18 protein-coding genes are annotated in these 16310 nt (G+C 71.4%); 12 read left to right on the forward strand and 6 right to left on the reverse strand.

What is annotated here, in order from left to right; all coding sequences use genetic code 11:
• The 12 genes from VQ03_RS14200 to VQ03_RS33795 all read left to right on the forward strand — a co-directional run.
• Window positions 1–369, forward strand: a 369-nt coding sequence (locus VQ03_RS14200; protein WP_048451542.1) for a methyltransferase, incomplete at its 5' end; no start/stop codon positions are given.
• A 128-nt stretch (window positions 370–497) separates the two neighbouring features.
• On the forward strand, window positions 498–1430 hold the full coding sequence (gene bchC, locus VQ03_RS14205) for a chlorophyll synthesis pathway protein BchC (RefSeq protein ID WP_048451543.1): 933 nt from the start codon (window positions 498–500) through the stop codon (window positions 1428–1430).
• Window positions 1427–2425 (forward strand): chlorophyllide a reductase iron protein subunit X, encoded by a 999-nt coding sequence (locus VQ03_RS14210; RefSeq protein ID WP_048451544.1) that lies wholly within the window; start codon window positions 1427–1429, stop codon window positions 2423–2425. Before bchC ends, VQ03_RS14210 begins: the two co-directional genes overlap by 4 nt.
• Window positions 2426–2427: 2 nt before the next feature.
• The gene (gene bchY, locus VQ03_RS14215; RefSeq protein WP_048451545.1) at window positions 2428–3975 is read left to right on the forward strand and encodes a chlorophyllide a reductase subunit Y; all 1548 of its coding nucleotides are present in this window, start codon (window positions 2428–2430) and stop codon (window positions 3973–3975) included.
• On the forward strand, window positions 3975–5447 hold the full coding sequence (bchZ, locus tag VQ03_RS14220; protein WP_048451546.1) for a chlorophyllide a reductase subunit Z: 1473 nt from the start codon (window positions 3975–3977) through the stop codon (window positions 5445–5447). The genes bchY and bchZ overlap by 1 nt, the downstream gene beginning before the upstream one ends.
• A 94-nt stretch (window positions 5448–5541) precedes the next feature.
• Window positions 5542–5754 carry a hypothetical protein gene (locus tag VQ03_RS14225; protein ID WP_048451547.1) on the forward strand — a complete coding sequence of 71 codons (213 nt, stop codon included), beginning with the start codon at window positions 5542–5544 and terminating at the stop codon, window positions 5752–5754.
• 144 nt (window positions 5755–5898) lie between these two features.
• Entirely contained in the window at window positions 5899–6129 is a 231-nt protein-coding gene (gene pufB / locus VQ03_RS14230) for a light-harvesting antenna LH1, beta subunit (RefSeq protein WP_048451548.1), read from the forward strand.
• A gap of 16 nt (window positions 6130–6145) precedes the next feature.
• Window positions 6146–6325: a light-harvesting antenna LH1, alpha subunit gene (gene pufA, locus VQ03_RS14235; protein ID WP_048451549.1), complete on the forward strand. Its 180-nt coding sequence runs from the start codon at window positions 6146–6148 to the stop codon at window positions 6323–6325.
• 103 nt (window positions 6326–6428) lie between these two features.
• A complete protein-coding gene (pufL, locus tag VQ03_RS14240; RefSeq protein ID WP_048451550.1) occupies window positions 6429–7253 on the forward strand; it encodes a photosynthetic reaction center subunit L in 825 nt (274 codons plus the stop codon).
• Window positions 7254–7305: 52 nt separating this feature from the next.
• The gene (pufM, locus tag VQ03_RS14245) at window positions 7306–8286 is read left to right on the forward strand and encodes a photosynthetic reaction center subunit M (protein ID WP_048451551.1); all 981 of its coding nucleotides are present in this window, start codon (window positions 7306–7308) and stop codon (window positions 8284–8286) included.
• A complete protein-coding gene (gene pufC / locus VQ03_RS14250) occupies window positions 8283–9329 on the forward strand; it encodes a photosynthetic reaction center cytochrome PufC (RefSeq protein WP_048451552.1) in 1047 nt (348 codons plus the stop codon). Before pufM ends, pufC begins: the two co-directional genes overlap by 4 nt.
• Before the next feature lie 270 nt (window positions 9330–9599).
• Entirely contained in the window at window positions 9600–9776 is a 177-nt protein-coding gene (locus VQ03_RS33795; protein WP_167376098.1) for a hypothetical protein, read from the forward strand.
• A 173-nt stretch (window positions 9777–9949) separates the two neighbouring features.
• Here the strand turns inward: VQ03_RS33795 and VQ03_RS14255 are convergent, their stop codons facing one another.
• The 6 genes from VQ03_RS14255 to chlG form a co-directional block, all read right to left on the reverse strand.
• Window positions 9950–11521 carry a cytochrome c gene (locus tag VQ03_RS14255; protein WP_048451580.1) on the reverse strand — a complete coding sequence of 524 codons (1572 nt, stop codon included), beginning with the start codon at window positions 11519–11521 and terminating at the stop codon, window positions 9950–9952.
• 71 nt (window positions 11522–11592) lie between these two features.
• On the reverse strand, window positions 11593–11862 hold the full coding sequence (locus tag VQ03_RS14260; protein ID WP_048451553.1) for a hypothetical protein: 270 nt from the start codon (window positions 11860–11862) through the stop codon (window positions 11593–11595).
• A 247-nt stretch (window positions 11863–12109) separates the two neighbouring features.
• Window positions 12110–12541, reverse strand: coding sequence for a TspO/MBR family protein (locus tag VQ03_RS14265; protein WP_083467997.1), 432 nt, complete (start codon window positions 12539–12541; stop codon window positions 12110–12112).
• 53 nt (window positions 12542–12594) lie between these two features.
• Complete coding sequence (locus VQ03_RS14270) at window positions 12595–13773, reverse strand: geranylgeranyl diphosphate reductase (RefSeq protein WP_048451554.1); 1179 nt, start codon at window positions 13771–13773, stop codon at window positions 12595–12597.
• A gap of 48 nt (window positions 13774–13821) precedes the next feature.
• On the reverse strand, window positions 13822–15156 hold the full coding sequence (locus tag VQ03_RS14275) for a BCD family MFS transporter (protein ID WP_048451555.1): 1335 nt from the start codon (window positions 15154–15156) through the stop codon (window positions 13822–13824).
• On the reverse strand, window positions 15153–16067 hold the full coding sequence (gene chlG, locus VQ03_RS14280) for a chlorophyll synthase ChlG (protein ID WP_048451556.1): 915 nt from the start codon (window positions 16065–16067) through the stop codon (window positions 15153–15155). Before chlG ends, VQ03_RS14275 begins: the two co-directional genes overlap by 4 nt.
• Window positions 16068–16310: the final 243 nt, after the last annotated feature.

Raw genomic sequence — 16310 nt, forward strand, 5'->3', positions numbered from 1 at the left:
GCCGGGCGCGCCACGGCCCGCGGCGGCAGTTTTCACGATGGGCTGCCGCCCGGGGCCGACGCGGTGTCGCTGGTGCGCGTGGTGCACGATCACGACGACGCGCCCGCCCTCGCCCTCCTGAAGGCGGCCCGCGCGGCCCTGCCCCCCGGCGGCACGCTGCTGCTGGCCGAGCCGATGGCCGGCACCCCCGGCGCCGAGCCGATCGGCGACGCCTATTTCGGGTTCTATCTCCTCGCCATGGGGAGCGGACGGCCGCGCACCAGGCCCGAACTCGCCGACATGCTCGCGCAGGCGGGCTTCTCGCGGGTGCGCGAGCACCGGACCCGGCGCCCGATGCTGGTGCGCCTCCTCGTCGCGACCGCACCCTGACGGACCGCGCCAGCGTCGGATGCCCGACGCAAAAGTGTAAAGCAAACTTGACGCCTGTTGTTGTCCATCTAAGATGACGTCTGCCGCCTCGAACGGCAGTTTTCCGCAACCGCGGGGGGCCGTACCGCATGCACGCGCAGGCCGTGATCCTCGACCGTCCCGAACGGCTCGGCCTCGCCCGGCTCGCTCTCGACGCGCCCGGCCCCGCCGACGCGACCGTGGAGGTCGCCTGGAGCGGCATCAGCACCGGCACCGAGCGCCTGCTCTGGTCGGGCCGGATGCCGGACTTCCCCGGCATGGGCTACCCGCTGGTCCCGGGCTACGAATCCGTCGGCCGCGTGGTCGAGGCCGGCCCCGCATCCGGCTGCCGCGTCGGCGAGACGGTGTTCGTGCCGGGAGCCCGCTGCTTCGGGCCGATCCGCGGGCTGTTCGGCGGCGCGGCCTCGCATCTCGTCTCCGCCGGCAGCCGGCTGCGGCCGATCCCGGACGCCCTCGGCGAGCAGGGCATCCTGCTGGCGCTGGCCGCCACCGCCCGTCACGCGCTCGAAGGCAGCGAGGGCCGGGGGCGCCAGCTCGTCGTCGGGCACGGGGTGCTCGGCCGGCTCATCGCCCGGCTGATGCGCGCCTCGGGCCTCGACCCGGTGGTGTGGGAGCGCGACCCCGCCCGCCGCGGCGGCGACGAGGGCCCGGTGATCGACCCGTCGCAGGACGAGACGCGGTACGCCCGCATCATCGACGCGAGCGGCGATGCCGGCCTCCTCGACACTCTCATCGCCCGGCTCCAGCCCGGCGGCGAGGTGGTGCTGGCCGGCTTCTACGAGGCGCCGCTCTCCTTCGCCTTCCCGCCCGCCTTCCTGCGCGAGGCACGGATCCGCGTCGCGGCGCAGTGGCAGCCCCACGACCTCGACGCCGTCGCGGTCCTCGCCGGCAGCGGCGCCCTGTCCCTCGACGGCCTCATCACCCATCGCCGCCCGGCGGCGGAGGCGCCGGACGCCTACCGCACCGCCTTCGGCGATCCCGACTGCCTCAAGATGATCCTCGACTGGAGAGCCCAGCCATGAACGCTTCGCTGACCGGCGCCGCTCTTCACGCCTCCGTGCTGCGCGCCGAGGCCGCGATCCCGCCGGACCCGGTCCCGACCACCGCGACCCGCGAGACGCAAATCATCGCGATCTACGGCAAGGGCGGCATCGGCAAGAGCTTCACGCTCGCCAACCTGTCCTACATGCTGGCCCAGCAGGGCAAGCGGGTGCTGCTGATCGGCTGCGACCCGAAGAGCGACACGACCTCGCTGCTCTTCGGCGGCCGGGCCTGCCCGACGATCATCGAGACCTCCACGAAGCGCAAGCTCGCGGGCGAAGCGGTCGAGATCGGCGACGTCTGCTTCAAGCGCGACGGCGTGTTCGCCATGGAGCTGGGCGGGCCGGAGGTCGGCCGCGGCTGCGGCGGGCGCGGCATCATCCACGGCTTCGAGCTGCTTGAAAAACTCGGCTTCCACGAATGGGGCTTCGACTACGTCCTGCTCGACTTCTTGGGCGACGTGGTCTGCGGCGGCTTCGGCCTGCCGATCGCCCGCGACATGTGCCAGAAGGTCATCGTCGTCGGCTCGAACGACCTGCAATCGCTCTACGTCGCCAACAACGTCTGCTCGGCGGTGGAATACTTCCGCAAGCTCGGCGGCAATGTCGGCGTCGGCGGCCTCGTCATCAACAAGGACGACGGCACCGGCGAGGCGCAGGCCTTCGCCGAGGCCGCCGGCATCCCGGTCCTCGCCTCGATTCCCGCCGACGACGACATCCGCAGGAAGAGCGCGAATTACGAGATCATCGGCCGGCCCGACGGGCGCTGGGGTCCGCTCTTCGCGGAACTCGCCGACAACATCGGTGCCGCCCTGCCGCACCGGCCGGCGCCGCTCTCGCAGGATGCGTTGCTCGGCCTGTTCAAGGGCGAGGCGGTCGGGCGCGGGGTGGTGCTCGATCCGGCCAGCGACGCCGACATGCGCGGCCGCCCGGTCGAGCGCCGGCCCTCCCTCGAAGTCGTCTACGAGGCGGTCTGACCATGGGCGCCTCCCTCGACCTCGCCGCGCTCCGCGCACGAACGCCCGTCGACACCCCGGTCAACCTGGAGGCGACGCGCCAGGACGGGCTCGGCTGCCACTCCGGCAAGGAGACGATGCGCCAGGCGGCCGAGGCCGCCGGCATGGGCGAGACCCTCGACGCCCTGAAGCGCGACTATCCCGTCGGTCCCCACGACCAGCCGCAGAGCATGTGCCCGGCCTTCGGCTCGCTGCGGGTGGGCCTGCGGATGCGCCGCACCGCCACGATCCTGTCCGGCTCGGCCTGCTGCGTCTACGGCCTCACCTTCACCTCGCATTTCTACGGCGCGCGGCGGACCGTCGGCTACGTGCCGTTCAATTCCGAGACGCTGGTCACCGGCAAGCTGTTCGAGGACATCCGCGACGCGGTCCACGCGACCGCCGATCCGGCGCTCCACGACGCGGTCGTGGTCATCAACCTCTGCGTTCCCACCGCCTCCGGCGTGCCGCTGCGGCTGCTGCCGCGGGAGATCGACGGGGTGCGGATCATCGGCATCGACGTTCCGGGCTTCGGCGTGCCGACCCACGCCGAGGCCAAGGACGTGCTCGCCGGCGCGATGCTGAAGGTCGCACGAAGCGAGGCGGAGCAGGGTCCCGTCGCGGCGCCACGCCAAGGCACAGCGAGCCAGGGCCGCGACGGGCGCCCGACCGTCGCGCTGCTCGGGGAGATGTTCCCGGCCGACCCGGTCCAGATCGGCGCGCTTCTCGAACCGCTGGGCCTCGCGGCCGGCCCGGTCGTGCCGACGCGGGAATGGCGCGAGCTCTACGCGGCCCTCGACTGCACGGCGGTGGCGGCGATCCACCCGTTCTACACCACGTCGTTGCGCGAGTTCGAGGCGGCCGGCCGGCCGGCCGTCGGCTCCGCGCCGGTCGGTCACGACGGCACCGCCGCCTGGCTCGACGCGGTGGGGGAGGCCTGCGGCGTCTCCCGCCACACCATCGAGGCGGCCAAGAGCCGGGTCCTGCCGGCGATCCGCGGCGCGCTCGCCGCCAACCCGATCCGCGGCCGGATCACGCTCACCGGCTACGAGGGCTCGGAGCTGCTGGTGGCCCGCCTTCTCGTCGAGAGCGGGGCCGAGGTTCCTTACGTCGGCACCGCCTGCCCGCGGACCCGGCATTCGGACGTCGACCGCGACTGGCTCGCGGCGAGGGGGTGCCGGGTGCAGTTCCGCGCCTCCCTGGAGCAGGATCTCGCCGCAGTGGAGGAGTTCCGGCCCGACCTCGCCATCGGCACCACGCCCGTGGTCCAGAAGGCCAAGGAGCGGGCGATTCCCGCCCTCTACTTCACCAACCTGATCTCCGCCCGGCCGCTGATGGGCGTCGCCGGGGCCGGGTCGCTCGCGCAGGTGGTGAACGGCGCCATGGCGCAGGCCGAGCGGTTCGACGCCATGCGGTCGTTCTTCGCCGGTGTCGGCACGGGCCATGCCGCCGGCATCTGGGAGGACGTGCCGAAGAAGCGCGCGGCCGTGAAACGGGCGGCGCCCGAGAAGCCGGTCGGGGAGACGGTCTGATGCTCGTGCTCGATCACGACCGCGCCGGCGGCTACTGGGGGGCCGTCTACGTCTTCACGGCGGTGAAGGGCCTGCAGGTCGTCATCGACGGCCCGGTGGGCTGCGAGAACCTGCCGGTGACCTCGGTGCTGCACTATACCGACGCGCTGCCGCCGCACGAATTGCCGATCGTCGTCACGGGCCTGGCCGAGGAGGAGCTCGGCCGGCACGGCACCGAAGGCGCGATGCGCCGCGCCCACGCGACCCTCGATCCGAAGGAGCCGAGCGTCGTCGTCACCGGCTCGATCGCCGAGATGATCGGCGGCGGCGTCACGCCGGAGGGCACCAACCTCCAGCGCTTCCTGCCCCGCACCATCGACGAGGACCAGTGGCAGGCCGCCGACCGGGCCCTGTCCTGGCTCTGGCACGAATACGGCGCCAAGAAAGCAGCCAGGAAAGGTGTGATCCCGCCCCGGCCGGAGCGGGCGCCCGGGATCAAGCCGCGGGTCAACCTGATTGGGCCGGCCTACGGAACCTTCAACATGCCCTCCGACCTCGCCGAGATCCGGCGCCTCGTCGAGGGCATCGGGGCCGAGGTGAACCTGGTCTTCCCCCTCGGCACCCACCTTTCCGACATCCCGCGCCTCGTCGAGGCCGACGCCAATATCTGCCTCTACCGCGAGTTCGGGCGCCTCCTCTGCGAAGCCCTTGACCGGCCGTATCTCCAGGCGCCGATCGGCGTGCACAGCACCACCAAGTTCCTCCGCGCGCTGGGCGAGATCCTGGGACTCGATCCCGAGCCGTTCATCGAGCGGGAGAAGCACACGACGCTGAAGCCGCTCTGGGACCTCTGGCGCTCGGTGACGCAGGACTTCTTCGCCTCGGCGAGCTTCGGCGTGGTGGCGACCGACACCTATGCCCGCGGCCTGCGCCACTTCCTCGAGGAGGAGATGGGCCTGCCCTGCCGGTTCAGCTTTTCCCGCAAGGCCGGCGCCAAGCCCGACAACGCGGCCGTCCGCAAGGCCATCCGCGAGACGCCGCCCCTGGTCCTGTTCGGCTCCTACAACGAGCGCCTCTACCTCGCCGAGAGCGGGGGGAGGGCGGTGTTCATCCCGGCTTCCTTCCCCGGCGCCGTGGTGCGGCGGCACACCGGCACGCCGTTCATGGGCTATTCCGGCGCGACCTACCTGGTGCAGGAGGTCTGCAACGCGCTGTTCGACGCGCTCTTCCACATCCTGCCGCTGTCGCGCGACCTCGATGCCGTCGAGGCGACGCCGGCCCGCGCTCCGAATTCCGCCCAGGCGGCTCTCCCCTGGGACGACGAGGCCCGCCGGCGCCTCGACGCCTCGGTGGAGGCGAGCCCGGTCCTGGTGCGGATCTCCTTCGCCAAGCGCCTGCGGGATGCCGCCGAGCGCGAGGCGGCCCGAGCCGGATCCGCGCGCGTGACCGGCGTTTTCGTCGAGCGCGCCCGCGTCGCGCTCGCGGCGGCCTGACGGCCGCTGTCCATCCGGCGCGGGCCCCGCCGCGCCGGTCTCGTCGCAATCGCTCGCGAGCGCCCGCTCGCGAGAAGGGAGGAGAGCCGAGACCATGTCCCGTCCGTTCGTCACGGTTTCGCGGTCCCGTTCGGAAGCGGTCCAGTTCCGGGCCATCCTGGCGGCGACCTACCCGGTCTTCCTGGTCGCCGCCGTGCTGCAGCGCCTGCGGCCGGGATCGGCCGCCCCCGCCGGGCCGCGGCGTTCGGTCTTCGGCGAGGCGCGGGCGATGGCGCTCTCGGCGATCCCCTTCGCCTTCATGGGCTGACGCCCGGGCCAGAGCCTTCTCTCCCCAGCCTTCCTGGGCCGAGTTTCCGCTGTCGTTCCAGGCGGCGGAGAGACCGCCCGACCGTCACGGCCGGGCAAAGCCGCGCGGGAGCCCCCGCGCGGATCCGCATCCGGAGGTTCGGCAATGGCCAACGGCATGGACAAACCCAGCGTACTCTCAGGACTCACCGAAGAGGAGGCGAAGGAGTTCCACGGCATCTTCGTCACCAGCTTCATCATCTTCACGGCGATCGCGGTCGTCGCGCACTTCCTCGTCTGGCTGTGGCGGCCCTGGCTGCCGGGGCCGAACGGCTACTCCGCGCTGGAAAGCAGCGTGAAGGTCGCCGCCAGCGGCATCCTGCCCTTCATCTCGTAGGTAAGGACCTCACGCCATGCACAAGGTCTGGCTTCTCTTCGACCCGCGCCGCACGCTCGTGGCGCTCTTCACCTTCCTGTTCGTCCTCGCCCTGATCATCCACTTCATCCTGCTCAGTACCAACCGGTTCAACTGGCTGGAAGGCCCGGCGGCGAAGAAGGCGGAGATCGCGCAGAGCCTCGTCCTGCCGACCTGACCGGCCAACCGGGCGCCCTGCCGGGGCGGCCCCGCACCGCGGACGGGCTCGATCCCCGCCCGCGGCCACCACGCTGTTTCTCGCGGACGGGGAGGGCCGCGCCATGGCCATGCTGAACTTCGAGCGCAAATACCGGGTTCGCGGCGGCACTCTGCTCGGCGGCGACCTGTTCGATTTCTGGGTCGGGCCGTTCTATGTCGGCTTCTTCGGCGTCACCGGCCTGTTCTTCACCCTGCTCGGCACCGGCCTGATCGTCTGGGGCGCGGCCATCGGGCCGACCTGGAACGTCTGGCAGATCAACATCGCGCCGCCCGACCTCAAATACGGGCTGGCGCTCGCCCCCTTACGCGAGGGCGGCCTGTGGCAGATCATCACCTTCTGCGCCATCGGGTCCTTCGGCTCCTGGGCCCTGCGCGAGGTCGAGATCTGCCGCAAGCTCGGCATCGGCTATCACGTGCCGTTCGCCTTCTCGGTGGCGATCGCGGCCTACGTGACCCTGGTGGTCGTCCGTCCCCTGCTGATGGGCGCCTGGGGCCACGGCTTTCCCTATGGGATCCTCAGCCACCTCGATTGGGTCTCGAACGTCGGCTACCAGTATCTCCACTTCCACTACAATCCGGCGCACATGCTCGCCGTGACGTTCTTCTTCACGACGACCTTCGCCCTGTCGCTGCACGGCTCGCTGATCCTGTCCTCGACCAATCCCGGCAAGGGCGAGGTGGTCAAGACTCCCGAGCACGAGGACACCTACTTCCGGGACACGATCGGCTACTCGATCGGCACGATCGGCATCCATCGCCTAGGCCTGTTCCTCGCCCTCTCGGCGGGCTTCTGGAGCGCGGTCTGCATCGTCATCAGCGGCCCGTTCTGGACCCGCGGCTGGCCCGAATGGTGGGGCTGGTGGCTGAGCCTGCCGATCTGGCGCTGAGTCCTCCCACCCGCTCCCGCGAGACATCACCCTTCAGAAGGCATCCGCCGCCATGGGGTACTACCAGAACATCTACACGCAGGTGCAGGTCCACCCGCTCCACCCGGAGGCCGGCGTCGAGGTCCCGGACATCGAGAACCGCGTCGGCAAGGGCGGCTTCAACTACCTGGCCGGCCTCGTCGGCAACGCCCAGGTCGGGCCGATCTATCTCGGCACGCTCGGTACGCTGTCCCTGGCCTGCGGGTTCATCGCCATCGAGATCATCGGCCTCAACATGTGGGCCTCGGTGAACTGGGATCCGATCCAGTTCATCCGCCAGCTGCCCTGGCTGGCCCTCGAGCCGCCCCGACCGGAATACGGGCTCACGATCCTGCCGCCGCTCGCCGAAGGCGGCTGGTGGCTGATGGCCGGCTTCTTCCTCACCGCCTCGATCCTGTTGTGGTGGGTCCGGCTGTTCCGGCGTGCCCGGGCGCTGGGCCTCGGCTACCACGTGCCCTGGGCCTTCGCCTCGGCGATCTGGCTCTACCTGGTGCTCGGCTTCATCCGGCCGATCCTGATGGGGAGCTGGAGCGAGGCGGTGCCGTTCGGGATCTTCCCGCATCTCGACTGGACCGCGGCGTTCTCGCTGCGCTACGGCAACCTGTTCTACAACCCCTTCCACATGCTCTCGATCGTCTTCCTGTACGGGTCGACGATGCTGTTCGCCATGCACGGCGCCACCATCCTGGCGGTGAGCCGCTACGGTGGCGAGCGTGAGATCGAGCAGATCGTCGATCGCGGCACCGCGACCGAGCGCGCCGCCCTGTTCTGGCGCTGGACGATGGGCTTCAACGCCACGATGGAATCTGTCCATCGCTGGCTGTGGTGGTTCGCCTTCCTGACGACCCTGACCGGCGGCATCGGCATCCTGCTCACCGGCACCGTCGTCGACAACTGGTACCTCTGGGCCGTCAAGCACGGCGTCGCCCCGCATTACCCGCAGATCTACGGCCCGGTGGTGGATCCGCTCGCGAACCCGGGAGGCACGCCATGAAGCTCGCCCTTCAGATCCTCGGCGTCGTGGTGGCGGTGCTGCTCACCGGCGCGATGCTCGGCACCGCGGGCTGGACCCGGCCCCCGGTCCGCTCCGAGCAGACGGGGTTCCGCGGCACCGGCATGGTGCAGGTGCAGAATCCCCGCACCCTCGCGGCCAAGATCGAGGAGAACGCCGCGCCTGCGCCGCAGGACCCCGCCCCGCCCGGCGGCGAGCCCGCGACGCAGACCTACCAGAACGTCAAGGTGCTGACCGACCTCACCACCGACCAGTTCAACCGCCTGATGGTCTCGATCACCGAATGGGTCGCTCCCGAGCAGGGCTGCGCCTATTGCCACAACGTCGAGAACATGGCCGACGACAGCGTCTACGCGAAGACGGTGGCGCGCTCGATGATCCGGATGGTCCGGCACATCAACGCGGACTGGAAGAACCATGTCGGGCAGACCGGCGTGACCTGCTACACCTGCCACCGTGGCAATCCGGTGCCGCAGGCGGTGTGGCACAACAATCCCGGCCCGCCCCACGCGCAAGGGTTCGCCGCCCGGGACGGCGGCCAGAACCACCCGGCGCCGGAGGCCGGCCTCACCTCGCTGAACTACGACCCCTACAAGGACCTGCTCGGCGACAAGGACGTCGACCAGAACGCCGTGCGGGTCGCGGCCAAGACGGCCTTGCCGACGAGCCCGTCGAAGCCGCTCCAGACCACCGAGCGGACCTACGCCCTGATGATCCACATGTCGGAGGGATTGGGGGTCAACTGCACCTACTGCCACAACAGCCGCGCCTTCTCCTCCTGGGAGGAGAGCACGCCGAAGCGCGTGACCGCCTGGCACGGCATCCGGATGGTGCGCGACATCAACGGCAACTACATCGAGCCGCTGACGCCGGTGCTGCCCGAGGCCCGGCTCGGGCCGGAGGGCGATCCGCCCAAGGCCAACTGCACCACCTGCCACCAGGGCCTGGTGAAGCCCCTCAACGGCGCCGACATGCTCAAGGACTACCCCGAACTCGCCGGAGGGCCGATGCCGAAGGCCCCGTGAGGCCGCGCCCCACCGCGACAGGGCCCCGGTTCCGACAGGATCCGGGGCCTTCGCACGTGTGCCGAACCAATGATGCGCCATCGATTGCCCGTGACCGGCCCACTATTCGCGGGCGCTATGCGACCGGACAGGTTCGGCTCATCTCACGACGATTTGCCGCATCGGCATTCTCATGGGTCCGGTGAGTTGGACTACACGTGCGACGGCGGTCTTCCGCCCGTGCGCCCGTCAACCCCGCCCTGTCGAGGGCAATCCACGGAGGCAACGGCCATGGGCGATTCAGGCCTGATCTACATGCTCGCCTTCACGACCTTCGCGCTGGTCATCCTGTTCCTGATCTGGCAGCGGATGCGCGTCCAGCGCGCCAAGGAGACCGGCGAGCGCTCGAGCTTCACCGACCATCATGGCGGCCCGCCGCGGCCGAACCAGGGGGTGGATCCGCGCTAGGCCCCCTTCCGCGAGACGGTCGACGGACATGAACCCTCCCCCCGATGGAACTCGGGCCTGCCCGATTTCCGCACAAAGAGCCCAAGTCGGAGAGGCCCGACTTGGGATGGGGGAGGGTTCCTGTGCAAGCGGTCCGGCGGTCATGCCGAGTCGAAGCGCCGCTTTGGCGGCGCCTACTTCTCCGCCCGGTTCGGCGTCTTGATCTGCCCGTAGACCACCCCCGCGAAGGCGCCGAGGGTCGTCGGCCAGTCGAGGCCGGTGGCCGAGCGGTCGGCCGCCTGGCAGTAGGTGGCCGTCAGCCCGTTGACCAGCTCGGCCGTGCTCACTTGCGGGGCGGCCTGGCGCACGGCCGGCAGCAGGGTGGCGATCCGGTGGAGCATCTGCTCGGCCTTGACGTCCTTGAGCTGGCCTGCGGCATCAGCCTGCTTCAGCGCCTCGGCCAGCGTCGGGTTCGCGACGGTCTCGCAGGGCGCGTTGCCGGCGAGCATGGTCTGGGTCTCGGCGCGCAAGGTCGCCACCTGGCCGGGCTCGGCGGTCGGCGGGGCCTGGTTGCCGAAGGTCTGGCGGACGTAGTTCGTGACCGCCGCCACCTCCGCATCGGTCATGCCGACGCCGACCGCCGGCATCGCCGCGTACTCGCCCTTGGCGTCGAGGCCGCCGAGGATCACGCGGATCACCGTCTCCGGGCCCTTGGCCAGCACCGCGCCGTTGCCGGCGAGCGACGGGATCGCCCCCGGCATGCCCTGGCCGTCCGGCCGGTGGCAGGCGACGCAGCGGTTGAGATAGGTGTCGGCGCCCGGTGCCGTGGCGGCTTGGCGGAAGTCGGATTTCACGTCGGGCGTGTAGGTGGGCTTGGGCGCCAGGGTCTTGAGGTAGGCGGCGATGGCGCGCACGTCGCCGTCGGTCATCTTGCTCAGGCTCTCCTCGATCACCTGCCGCATCGGCCCGGCGACCACGCCGGCGCGGCCCGGGGCGGCGCCGGTCTTGAGATAGGTGAAGAGCTGGTCCTCGCTCCAGAGCCCCAGGCCTTCCTTGTCGTCGCCCGACAGGTTGGGGGCGTACCAGCCGTCGATCGTGCCGCCCTCGAGATAGCCGCTCCATTGCGAGGCGCCGACGAGCTTGCTGCCGTTGTGGCAGGCGCCGCAATGGCCCGGGCCCTCGACCAGGTAGGCGCCGCGATTGACCTCTTCGCTCGCCTTCGGGTCGGGTTTGAAGCGGCCTTCCGTGAAGAAGGCGAGGCGCCAGGCGAGCAGCCCGTCGCGGATGCTGAACGGGAAGGCGATGTCGGCGGCTTTTCGCGGCGCGTTCACCGGTTCGAGCGAGAACAGGTAGGCCTTGATCGCCCCCACATCCTCGTCGGTCATGCGGGTGTACCAGGGGAACGGAAAGGCGGGATAGAGATAGCTGCCGTTCTTGGTGATGCCCTGGTGCATGGCGCGCTTGAAGTCGTCGTCGCTCCAATTGCCGATGCCGGTCTCCTTGTCGGGGGTGATGTTCGGCGTCGCGAGCTTGCCGATGCTCCCCGGGAAATTGATGTACAGCCCGCCCGCGTAGGGTTTGCCGCCGGGCGCGGTGTGGCAGGCGACGCAATCGCCCGCCGTGGCGAGGTAGCGGCCCTTCTCGACGAGGTCGGAGGGCGCCGCCTGCTGCGCCCAGGCGGCTCCGGCCGTGAGGGCGAGCGCGCCGGAGCCGAGAAGCAGGGCGTTGACCGCGCGGCGGCGGGTGACGGGCTTGCGGCGAGTCATGGGCTCGCGGCGAGTCATGGGCTCGCGGCGAGTCGTGGGCTTGCGGCGCATGGGGGGCTTCCTCCGGAGGGTTATGGGGCGGCGGACCGCAGCCGCAGCCAGAGATCGGCGACATGGGCGGCGCCCGCCCCGGCGAGCGCCGCGGCGAGCCAGAATCCGGGCGCGCCTGCGAGCACGGCGCGCAGGGCCAGCATCAGGCAGGCGCCCGAGGCGAGGTTGACGAGGAGCGCTCCCCGCCGAGGGCCGCGCCGGCGCCGCCACAGAACGAGCAGAGCGGCCTCCGCGGCGACGATCAGCAGCGCAGCATCGACGATATGGCTGCTGGTAAGGAGGTCCGGCACGCGTCAATCCTCCTGATCGCATCGACGATGCGCAGTCGATCGGGGAGATGCCTTAGGAAACGTGAGGGTCCAGTTCTGCAAACTCAGGAGATAGGGTGGCGTTCGCCGAAATCGCGCCGCGGTTCACGATGTCGCATCTGCGTCGATCCGGTCTCGGGCAATCCGATCTTTCGCGATCCAGGACGTGGATGCGAGGCCGGCCCCGGCCTGACCTGCGCCCTGTTGTGCCGATGCTTCGCGAAGCCGATCAGAATGGTCCGTTCAGCCGCACGATCGACCAGTTGAGCATGGCGGCGGTGCCGACCCAGACCAGGTAGGGCAGGAGGAGCAGCGCCCCGAGCCCGGAATGCCGCCCGACCACCAGGATCAGCAACGCCACCGAGAGCCAGAGCGCCGCCACCTCGATCAGCGCCCAGTCCGGCCGCTGCAGGCGGAAGAACACCCCGCTCCAGGCGATGTTGAGGATCCCGTTGAGCGCGAAGGCGGCCAGCAGCCAGGCGCGCTCGGACCCGTCCGGCGCCGCGTTCCAGGCGAGCACGCCCGCGATGGCGGTGAGCGTGAAGATGGTGGTCCAGACCGGGCCGAACGCCCAGTCCGGCGGCTTCCAGGACGGCACCTGCAGGCTCCGGTACCAGGGGCCCAGCGTCGTCAGCCACGCGCCCGCCGCCGCCACCACCATGGCCGAAACGGCCGCCACCAGGATCGGGCCCCAGCGCCCGCTCGAGCCGTCGATCACGGCGAGACCCAGCGGAAGAGGTGGGCGAGATCCTTGAAGAAGATCCGTGCGTGGGCCGCAGGTTTCGCCCGTACCAGTTCCTTGTTCATGTAGGCGTCCCAGGTGAGCGACTGCACGTCGGGGTCGCGGCAGATGCTGACGAAGCGCTCGCGCAAGCCGTCGTTGCGGTACCAGACGGTCTGCATCAGCCGCAGGATCCAGAACACCCGGCCATGCGCCTTGAGGAAGCGGCGGCGCGCCTGGGCCAAGGCGCGGGGATGGCCGGTGGCGAGGAAATCGTGCGCGGCCTCGGCCGCCAGACGCCCGCCGACCATCGCGTAGTAGATGCCCTCGCCCGAGGCCGGGGCGACGAGGCCGGCGGCGTCGCCGGTGAGCAGCACGTCGCGGCCGTTGTCGAAGCGCGAGAGCGGCTTGAGCGGCAGCGGCGCGCCCTCGCGCCGGACCGTCTCGCCGCCATCGAGCCCGGTCGCGGCGCGAAGCCGCCCGACCGCGCCGCGCAGCGAGAAGCCTTTTCGCGCGCTGCCGGTGCCGATGCTGAGCGTGTCGCCGTGAGGGAAGATCCAGGCGTAGAAATCCGGCGAGAGGACGCCCTGGTAATAGACGTCGCAGCGCGTCGCCTCGACCGCGCCGGAGGGCGGCGTGCGCACGATCTCGTGGTAGGCGAAGACCTGCCGCATCCGGGCATGGGCCGGGATCTCCTGGCGTCCCACCGCCGAGTTGGCCCCGTCGGCCCCGATGACGAGGCGGGTGCGGATCTGCCCTTCGACGCCCTGCGCGTCGCGGTAATGAACCGTTGCCGGACCGCCCTCCTCGCGGGCGAGGCGCAGATAGGTGCCGGTCACCCGCTCGACGCCGGCCAGCGCGGCGCGCACCCGCAGCCATTCGTCGAACGGCCCGCGATCGACCATGCCGACGAAGCCTTCGCCGACAGGCATGTCCACCGCCCGGTTCCGCGGCGAGACCATGCGGGCGGAGCGGATCTTCGCCACCAGCAGCTCGTCGGGGATGGCGAAATCGCGGATCAGCCGCGGCGGGATGGCGCCGCCGCAGGGCTTGATGCGCCCGGCCCGGTCGAGCAGCACGACCCGGCGCCCGAGCCGCGCCAGATCGGTCGCCGCCGTCGCCCCGGCCGGTCCCCCTCCCACCACCACCGCGTCGACGATGCCCTCGTCCATGGCCGTGCCTTTCGGGGTTGTCCGGGCCGGGCTCGGCCGGATGGTTCTTCAGATCGCGTGCCGCACCGACAGGCTCTCGATGGCCCGCCCGCTCCGCGCCGGCCGCCCGATCCGCAGGGCCAGCCCGGCGGCGACGAGGAACAGGACGGCCTCGGTGACGAACACCGCCGCGTAGGCCGGCACCACCGTGCCGAAGGCGAGGCGCGCGAGATCGACCCCTGCCGCACCCAGGAACCCGCCGAGGCCGAAGGCGACGCCCTGCGCGGCGCCCCAGACGCCCATGCGGGTGCCGTGGCGGCGCTCGCCGTCGGGGGCGCCGCCGCTGCCGGCGAGCGCCATCATCGAGCCGATCGCCGCGACCGCGAAGATGCCGTTGAACAGGCCGAGCCCGACCACGCAGACACGCAGGGGCGATCCGGGCCCGGCGAAGCCGCAGGCCGCGATCGCCGCGAGCGCGGCGGCCGAGCCGAGGCAGCCGGCGACGGTCCAGAGGCGCAAGGAGGCGAGCCGTCCGCGGCCGTTGGCGGTGACGAGGGCGACGAGCACCATGCCGGCGAGCACGCCGCCGTTCTGGAGGCCGGAGAGCTTGGTGGTGGCACCCGGCGACAGGGCGAAGACGAGGCCGGCGAAGGGCTCGAGGATCAGTTCCTGCGCGCTGTAGGCGAGCATCGCCAGGAACACGAACACCGTGAAGCGGCGCGCCTCCGGCTCGGCCCAGACCTCGGCGAGAACCTGGGCGAAGGGCCGCGCCGGCGGGCCTTCGGCGGGAGCGGGCGCCCGCGCCGGCTCGACGCCCCACAGGGCGACGAGCGCCACCAGGAAGGCGATCAGCGACACGCCGCCCGACACCGCGACGAGGCGCGGGGGGGAGAACGGATCGAGCAGGTGCCCGGCGGTCGGCGCGGTGACGACGAAGCCGGCGATCATCATGATCCAGACGATCGTCGCGGCCGCACCCCGGCGGTGGGGGGCGACGCCGGTGGAGAGCAGGACGAGGAGCGAGGTGCCGGCCGCCCCGACGCCGATGCCGACCCCGAGGAAGGACAGGACCAGGAGCGCGTAGCCCGCCGCCGGATGGCTCGCGACCAGGGCCGTGCCGAGGGCGGCGCCGGCCCCGCCGAGGGCGAGCAGCGCCATGCCGCCGACGATCCAGGGCGTGCGGCGGCGGCCCAGGTCCGAGCCGTACCCCCAGCGCGGGCGCAGCACCTGCACGGCGTAGTGCAGCGCCACCAGCCCGCCGGGGAGCGCCGCCGGCAGCGCCAGCTCCACCACCATCACCCGGTTGAGGGTCGAGGTGATCAGCACCACGATGGCGCCGAGCGCGGTCTGGACGAGGCCGAGGCGCAGGATCGTGCCCCAGCCGAAGGAGGCCGGCCCGGTCATGCGAGGGAACCCCGGAGGGCGAGCGCCGCGGTCAGCATGCCGAGGACGTAGAGGAGCGTGCCGGTGCCGTTGTACCAGGCGGCCCAGCGGTGCGGATCGGCGAGGAAGCGGCGCATCAGCAGGCCCTGGCCGGCGAGCAGCGCGGCGACGAGGGCGGCATGCCAGGGCGCGTCCCAGGCGAGGAGCAGCGCCACCACCGCCGCTTGCGGCGCCGCCATGACGAGGCAGGCGAGGCGGGCGGCGCGGGACGCGCCGAGCCGGACCGGGAGCGAGCGGATGCCGGTGCGTCGGTCGCCCTCCATCGACTTGAAGTCGTTCAGGGTCATGATGCCGTGGGCGCCCAGGCTGTAGAGGGCGGCGAGCCCGATGATCCGGCCGTCCGGCAGGGCGCTCCCCATCACGGCAGCGCCCGTGAACCAGGGCAGGCCTTCGTAGCAGAGGCCGCAGGCGGCGTTGCCCCACCAGCCGTCGCGCTTCAGCCGCACCGGCGGCGCGCTGTAGAGCCAGGCGAGGGCGAGCCCGAACAGGGCCGCCCCCAGCACCCAGGGACCGAGCAGGGCGGCGGCCGCGAGCGACAGGAGCGTCCAGGCGAGCGCCACGTAGAGGCCCCAGCGGCCCGGGATGCGGCCGGACGGGATCGGCCGATGCGGCTCGTTGATGGCGTCGACGTGCCGGTCGAACCAGTCGTTCGCCGCCTGGCTGGTGGCGCAGACGAGGGGGCCGGCGAGCAGGATGCCGGCGATCACCACGGGCCAGCGCCCCTGGATCGCGGCGCCGGAGGAGACCACCCCGCAGGCGAAGGCCCACATCGGCGCGAACCACGTGATCGGCTTGAGCAGTTCCAGCAGCGCCCGGGGCGCCGGAACCGCCGCAGGCGTGATCAGGGGCTTGATCAGAGGCTCGGTCGTCATGCGCCGAGGGTGGGACGGCCCCCGAGGGGTGTCAAGTAAACTTTACATTCGGGTGGTGGGCAGCGGGCGCGCAAGGCAATCCGGGACGCGGCGAGTGCGGAAGCACGGCGTTCGTTGTCGGACAATCCTTCACAGTCGCGACCGCATCCTTCGAAGCGGCGCGAACGAGGATCACGCAGCTTCGAAGCAGGGCTCCGGGTGGCTCCGAGACGTCAGGCCGCCTCTTGCGAGGCGAGCCGAGCA

The organism is Methylobacterium tarhaniae, from assembly GCF_001043955.1.
GTDB lineage: Bacteria > Pseudomonadota > Alphaproteobacteria > Rhizobiales > Beijerinckiaceae > Methylobacterium > Methylobacterium tarhaniae.

Coding starts and splice junctions, on each gene's coding strand:
- bchC (WP_048451543.1), top strand. CDS start 498: ATGCACGCGCAGGCCGTGATCCTCGACCGTCCCGAACGGCTCGGCCTC.
- VQ03_RS14210 (WP_048451544.1), top strand. CDS start 1,427: ATGAACGCTTCGCTGACCGGCGCCGCTCTTCACGCCTCCGTGCTGCGC.
- bchY (WP_048451545.1), top strand. CDS start 2,428: ATGGGCGCCTCCCTCGACCTCGCCGCGCTCCGCGCACGAACGCCCGTC.
- bchZ (WP_048451546.1), top strand. CDS start 3,975: ATGCTCGTGCTCGATCACGACCGCGCCGGCGGCTACTGGGGGGCCGTC.
- VQ03_RS14225 (WP_048451547.1), top strand. CDS start 5,542: ATGTCCCGTCCGTTCGTCACGGTTTCGCGGTCCCGTTCGGAAGCGGTC.
- pufB (WP_048451548.1), top strand. CDS start 5,899: ATGGCCAACGGCATGGACAAACCCAGCGTACTCTCAGGACTCACCGAA.
- pufA (WP_048451549.1), top strand. CDS start 6,146: ATGCACAAGGTCTGGCTTCTCTTCGACCCGCGCCGCACGCTCGTGGCG.
- pufL (WP_048451550.1), top strand. CDS start 6,429: ATGGCCATGCTGAACTTCGAGCGCAAATACCGGGTTCGCGGCGGCACT.
- pufM (WP_048451551.1), top strand. CDS start 7,306: ATGGGGTACTACCAGAACATCTACACGCAGGTGCAGGTCCACCCGCTC.
- pufC (WP_048451552.1), top strand. CDS start 8,283: ATGAAGCTCGCCCTTCAGATCCTCGGCGTCGTGGTGGCGGTGCTGCTC.
- VQ03_RS33795 (WP_167376098.1), top strand. CDS start 9,600: ATGGGCGATTCAGGCCTGATCTACATGCTCGCCTTCACGACCTTCGCG.
- VQ03_RS14255 (WP_048451580.1), bottom strand. CDS start 11,521: ATGACTCGCCGCAAGCCCGTCACCCGCCGCCGCGCGGTCAACGCCCTG.
- VQ03_RS14265 (WP_083467997.1), bottom strand. CDS start 12,541: ATGGTGGTGGCGGCGGCGGGCGCGTGGCTGACGACGCTGGGCCCCTGG.
- VQ03_RS14270 (WP_048451554.1), bottom strand. CDS start 13,773: ATGGACGAGGGCATCGTCGACGCGGTGGTGGTGGGAGGGGGACCGGCC.
- VQ03_RS14275 (WP_048451555.1), bottom strand. CDS start 15,156: ATGACCGGGCCGGCCTCCTTCGGCTGGGGCACGATCCTGCGCCTCGGC.
- chlG (WP_048451556.1), bottom strand. CDS start 16,067: ATGACGACCGAGCCTCTGATCAAGCCCCTGATCACGCCTGCGGCGGTT.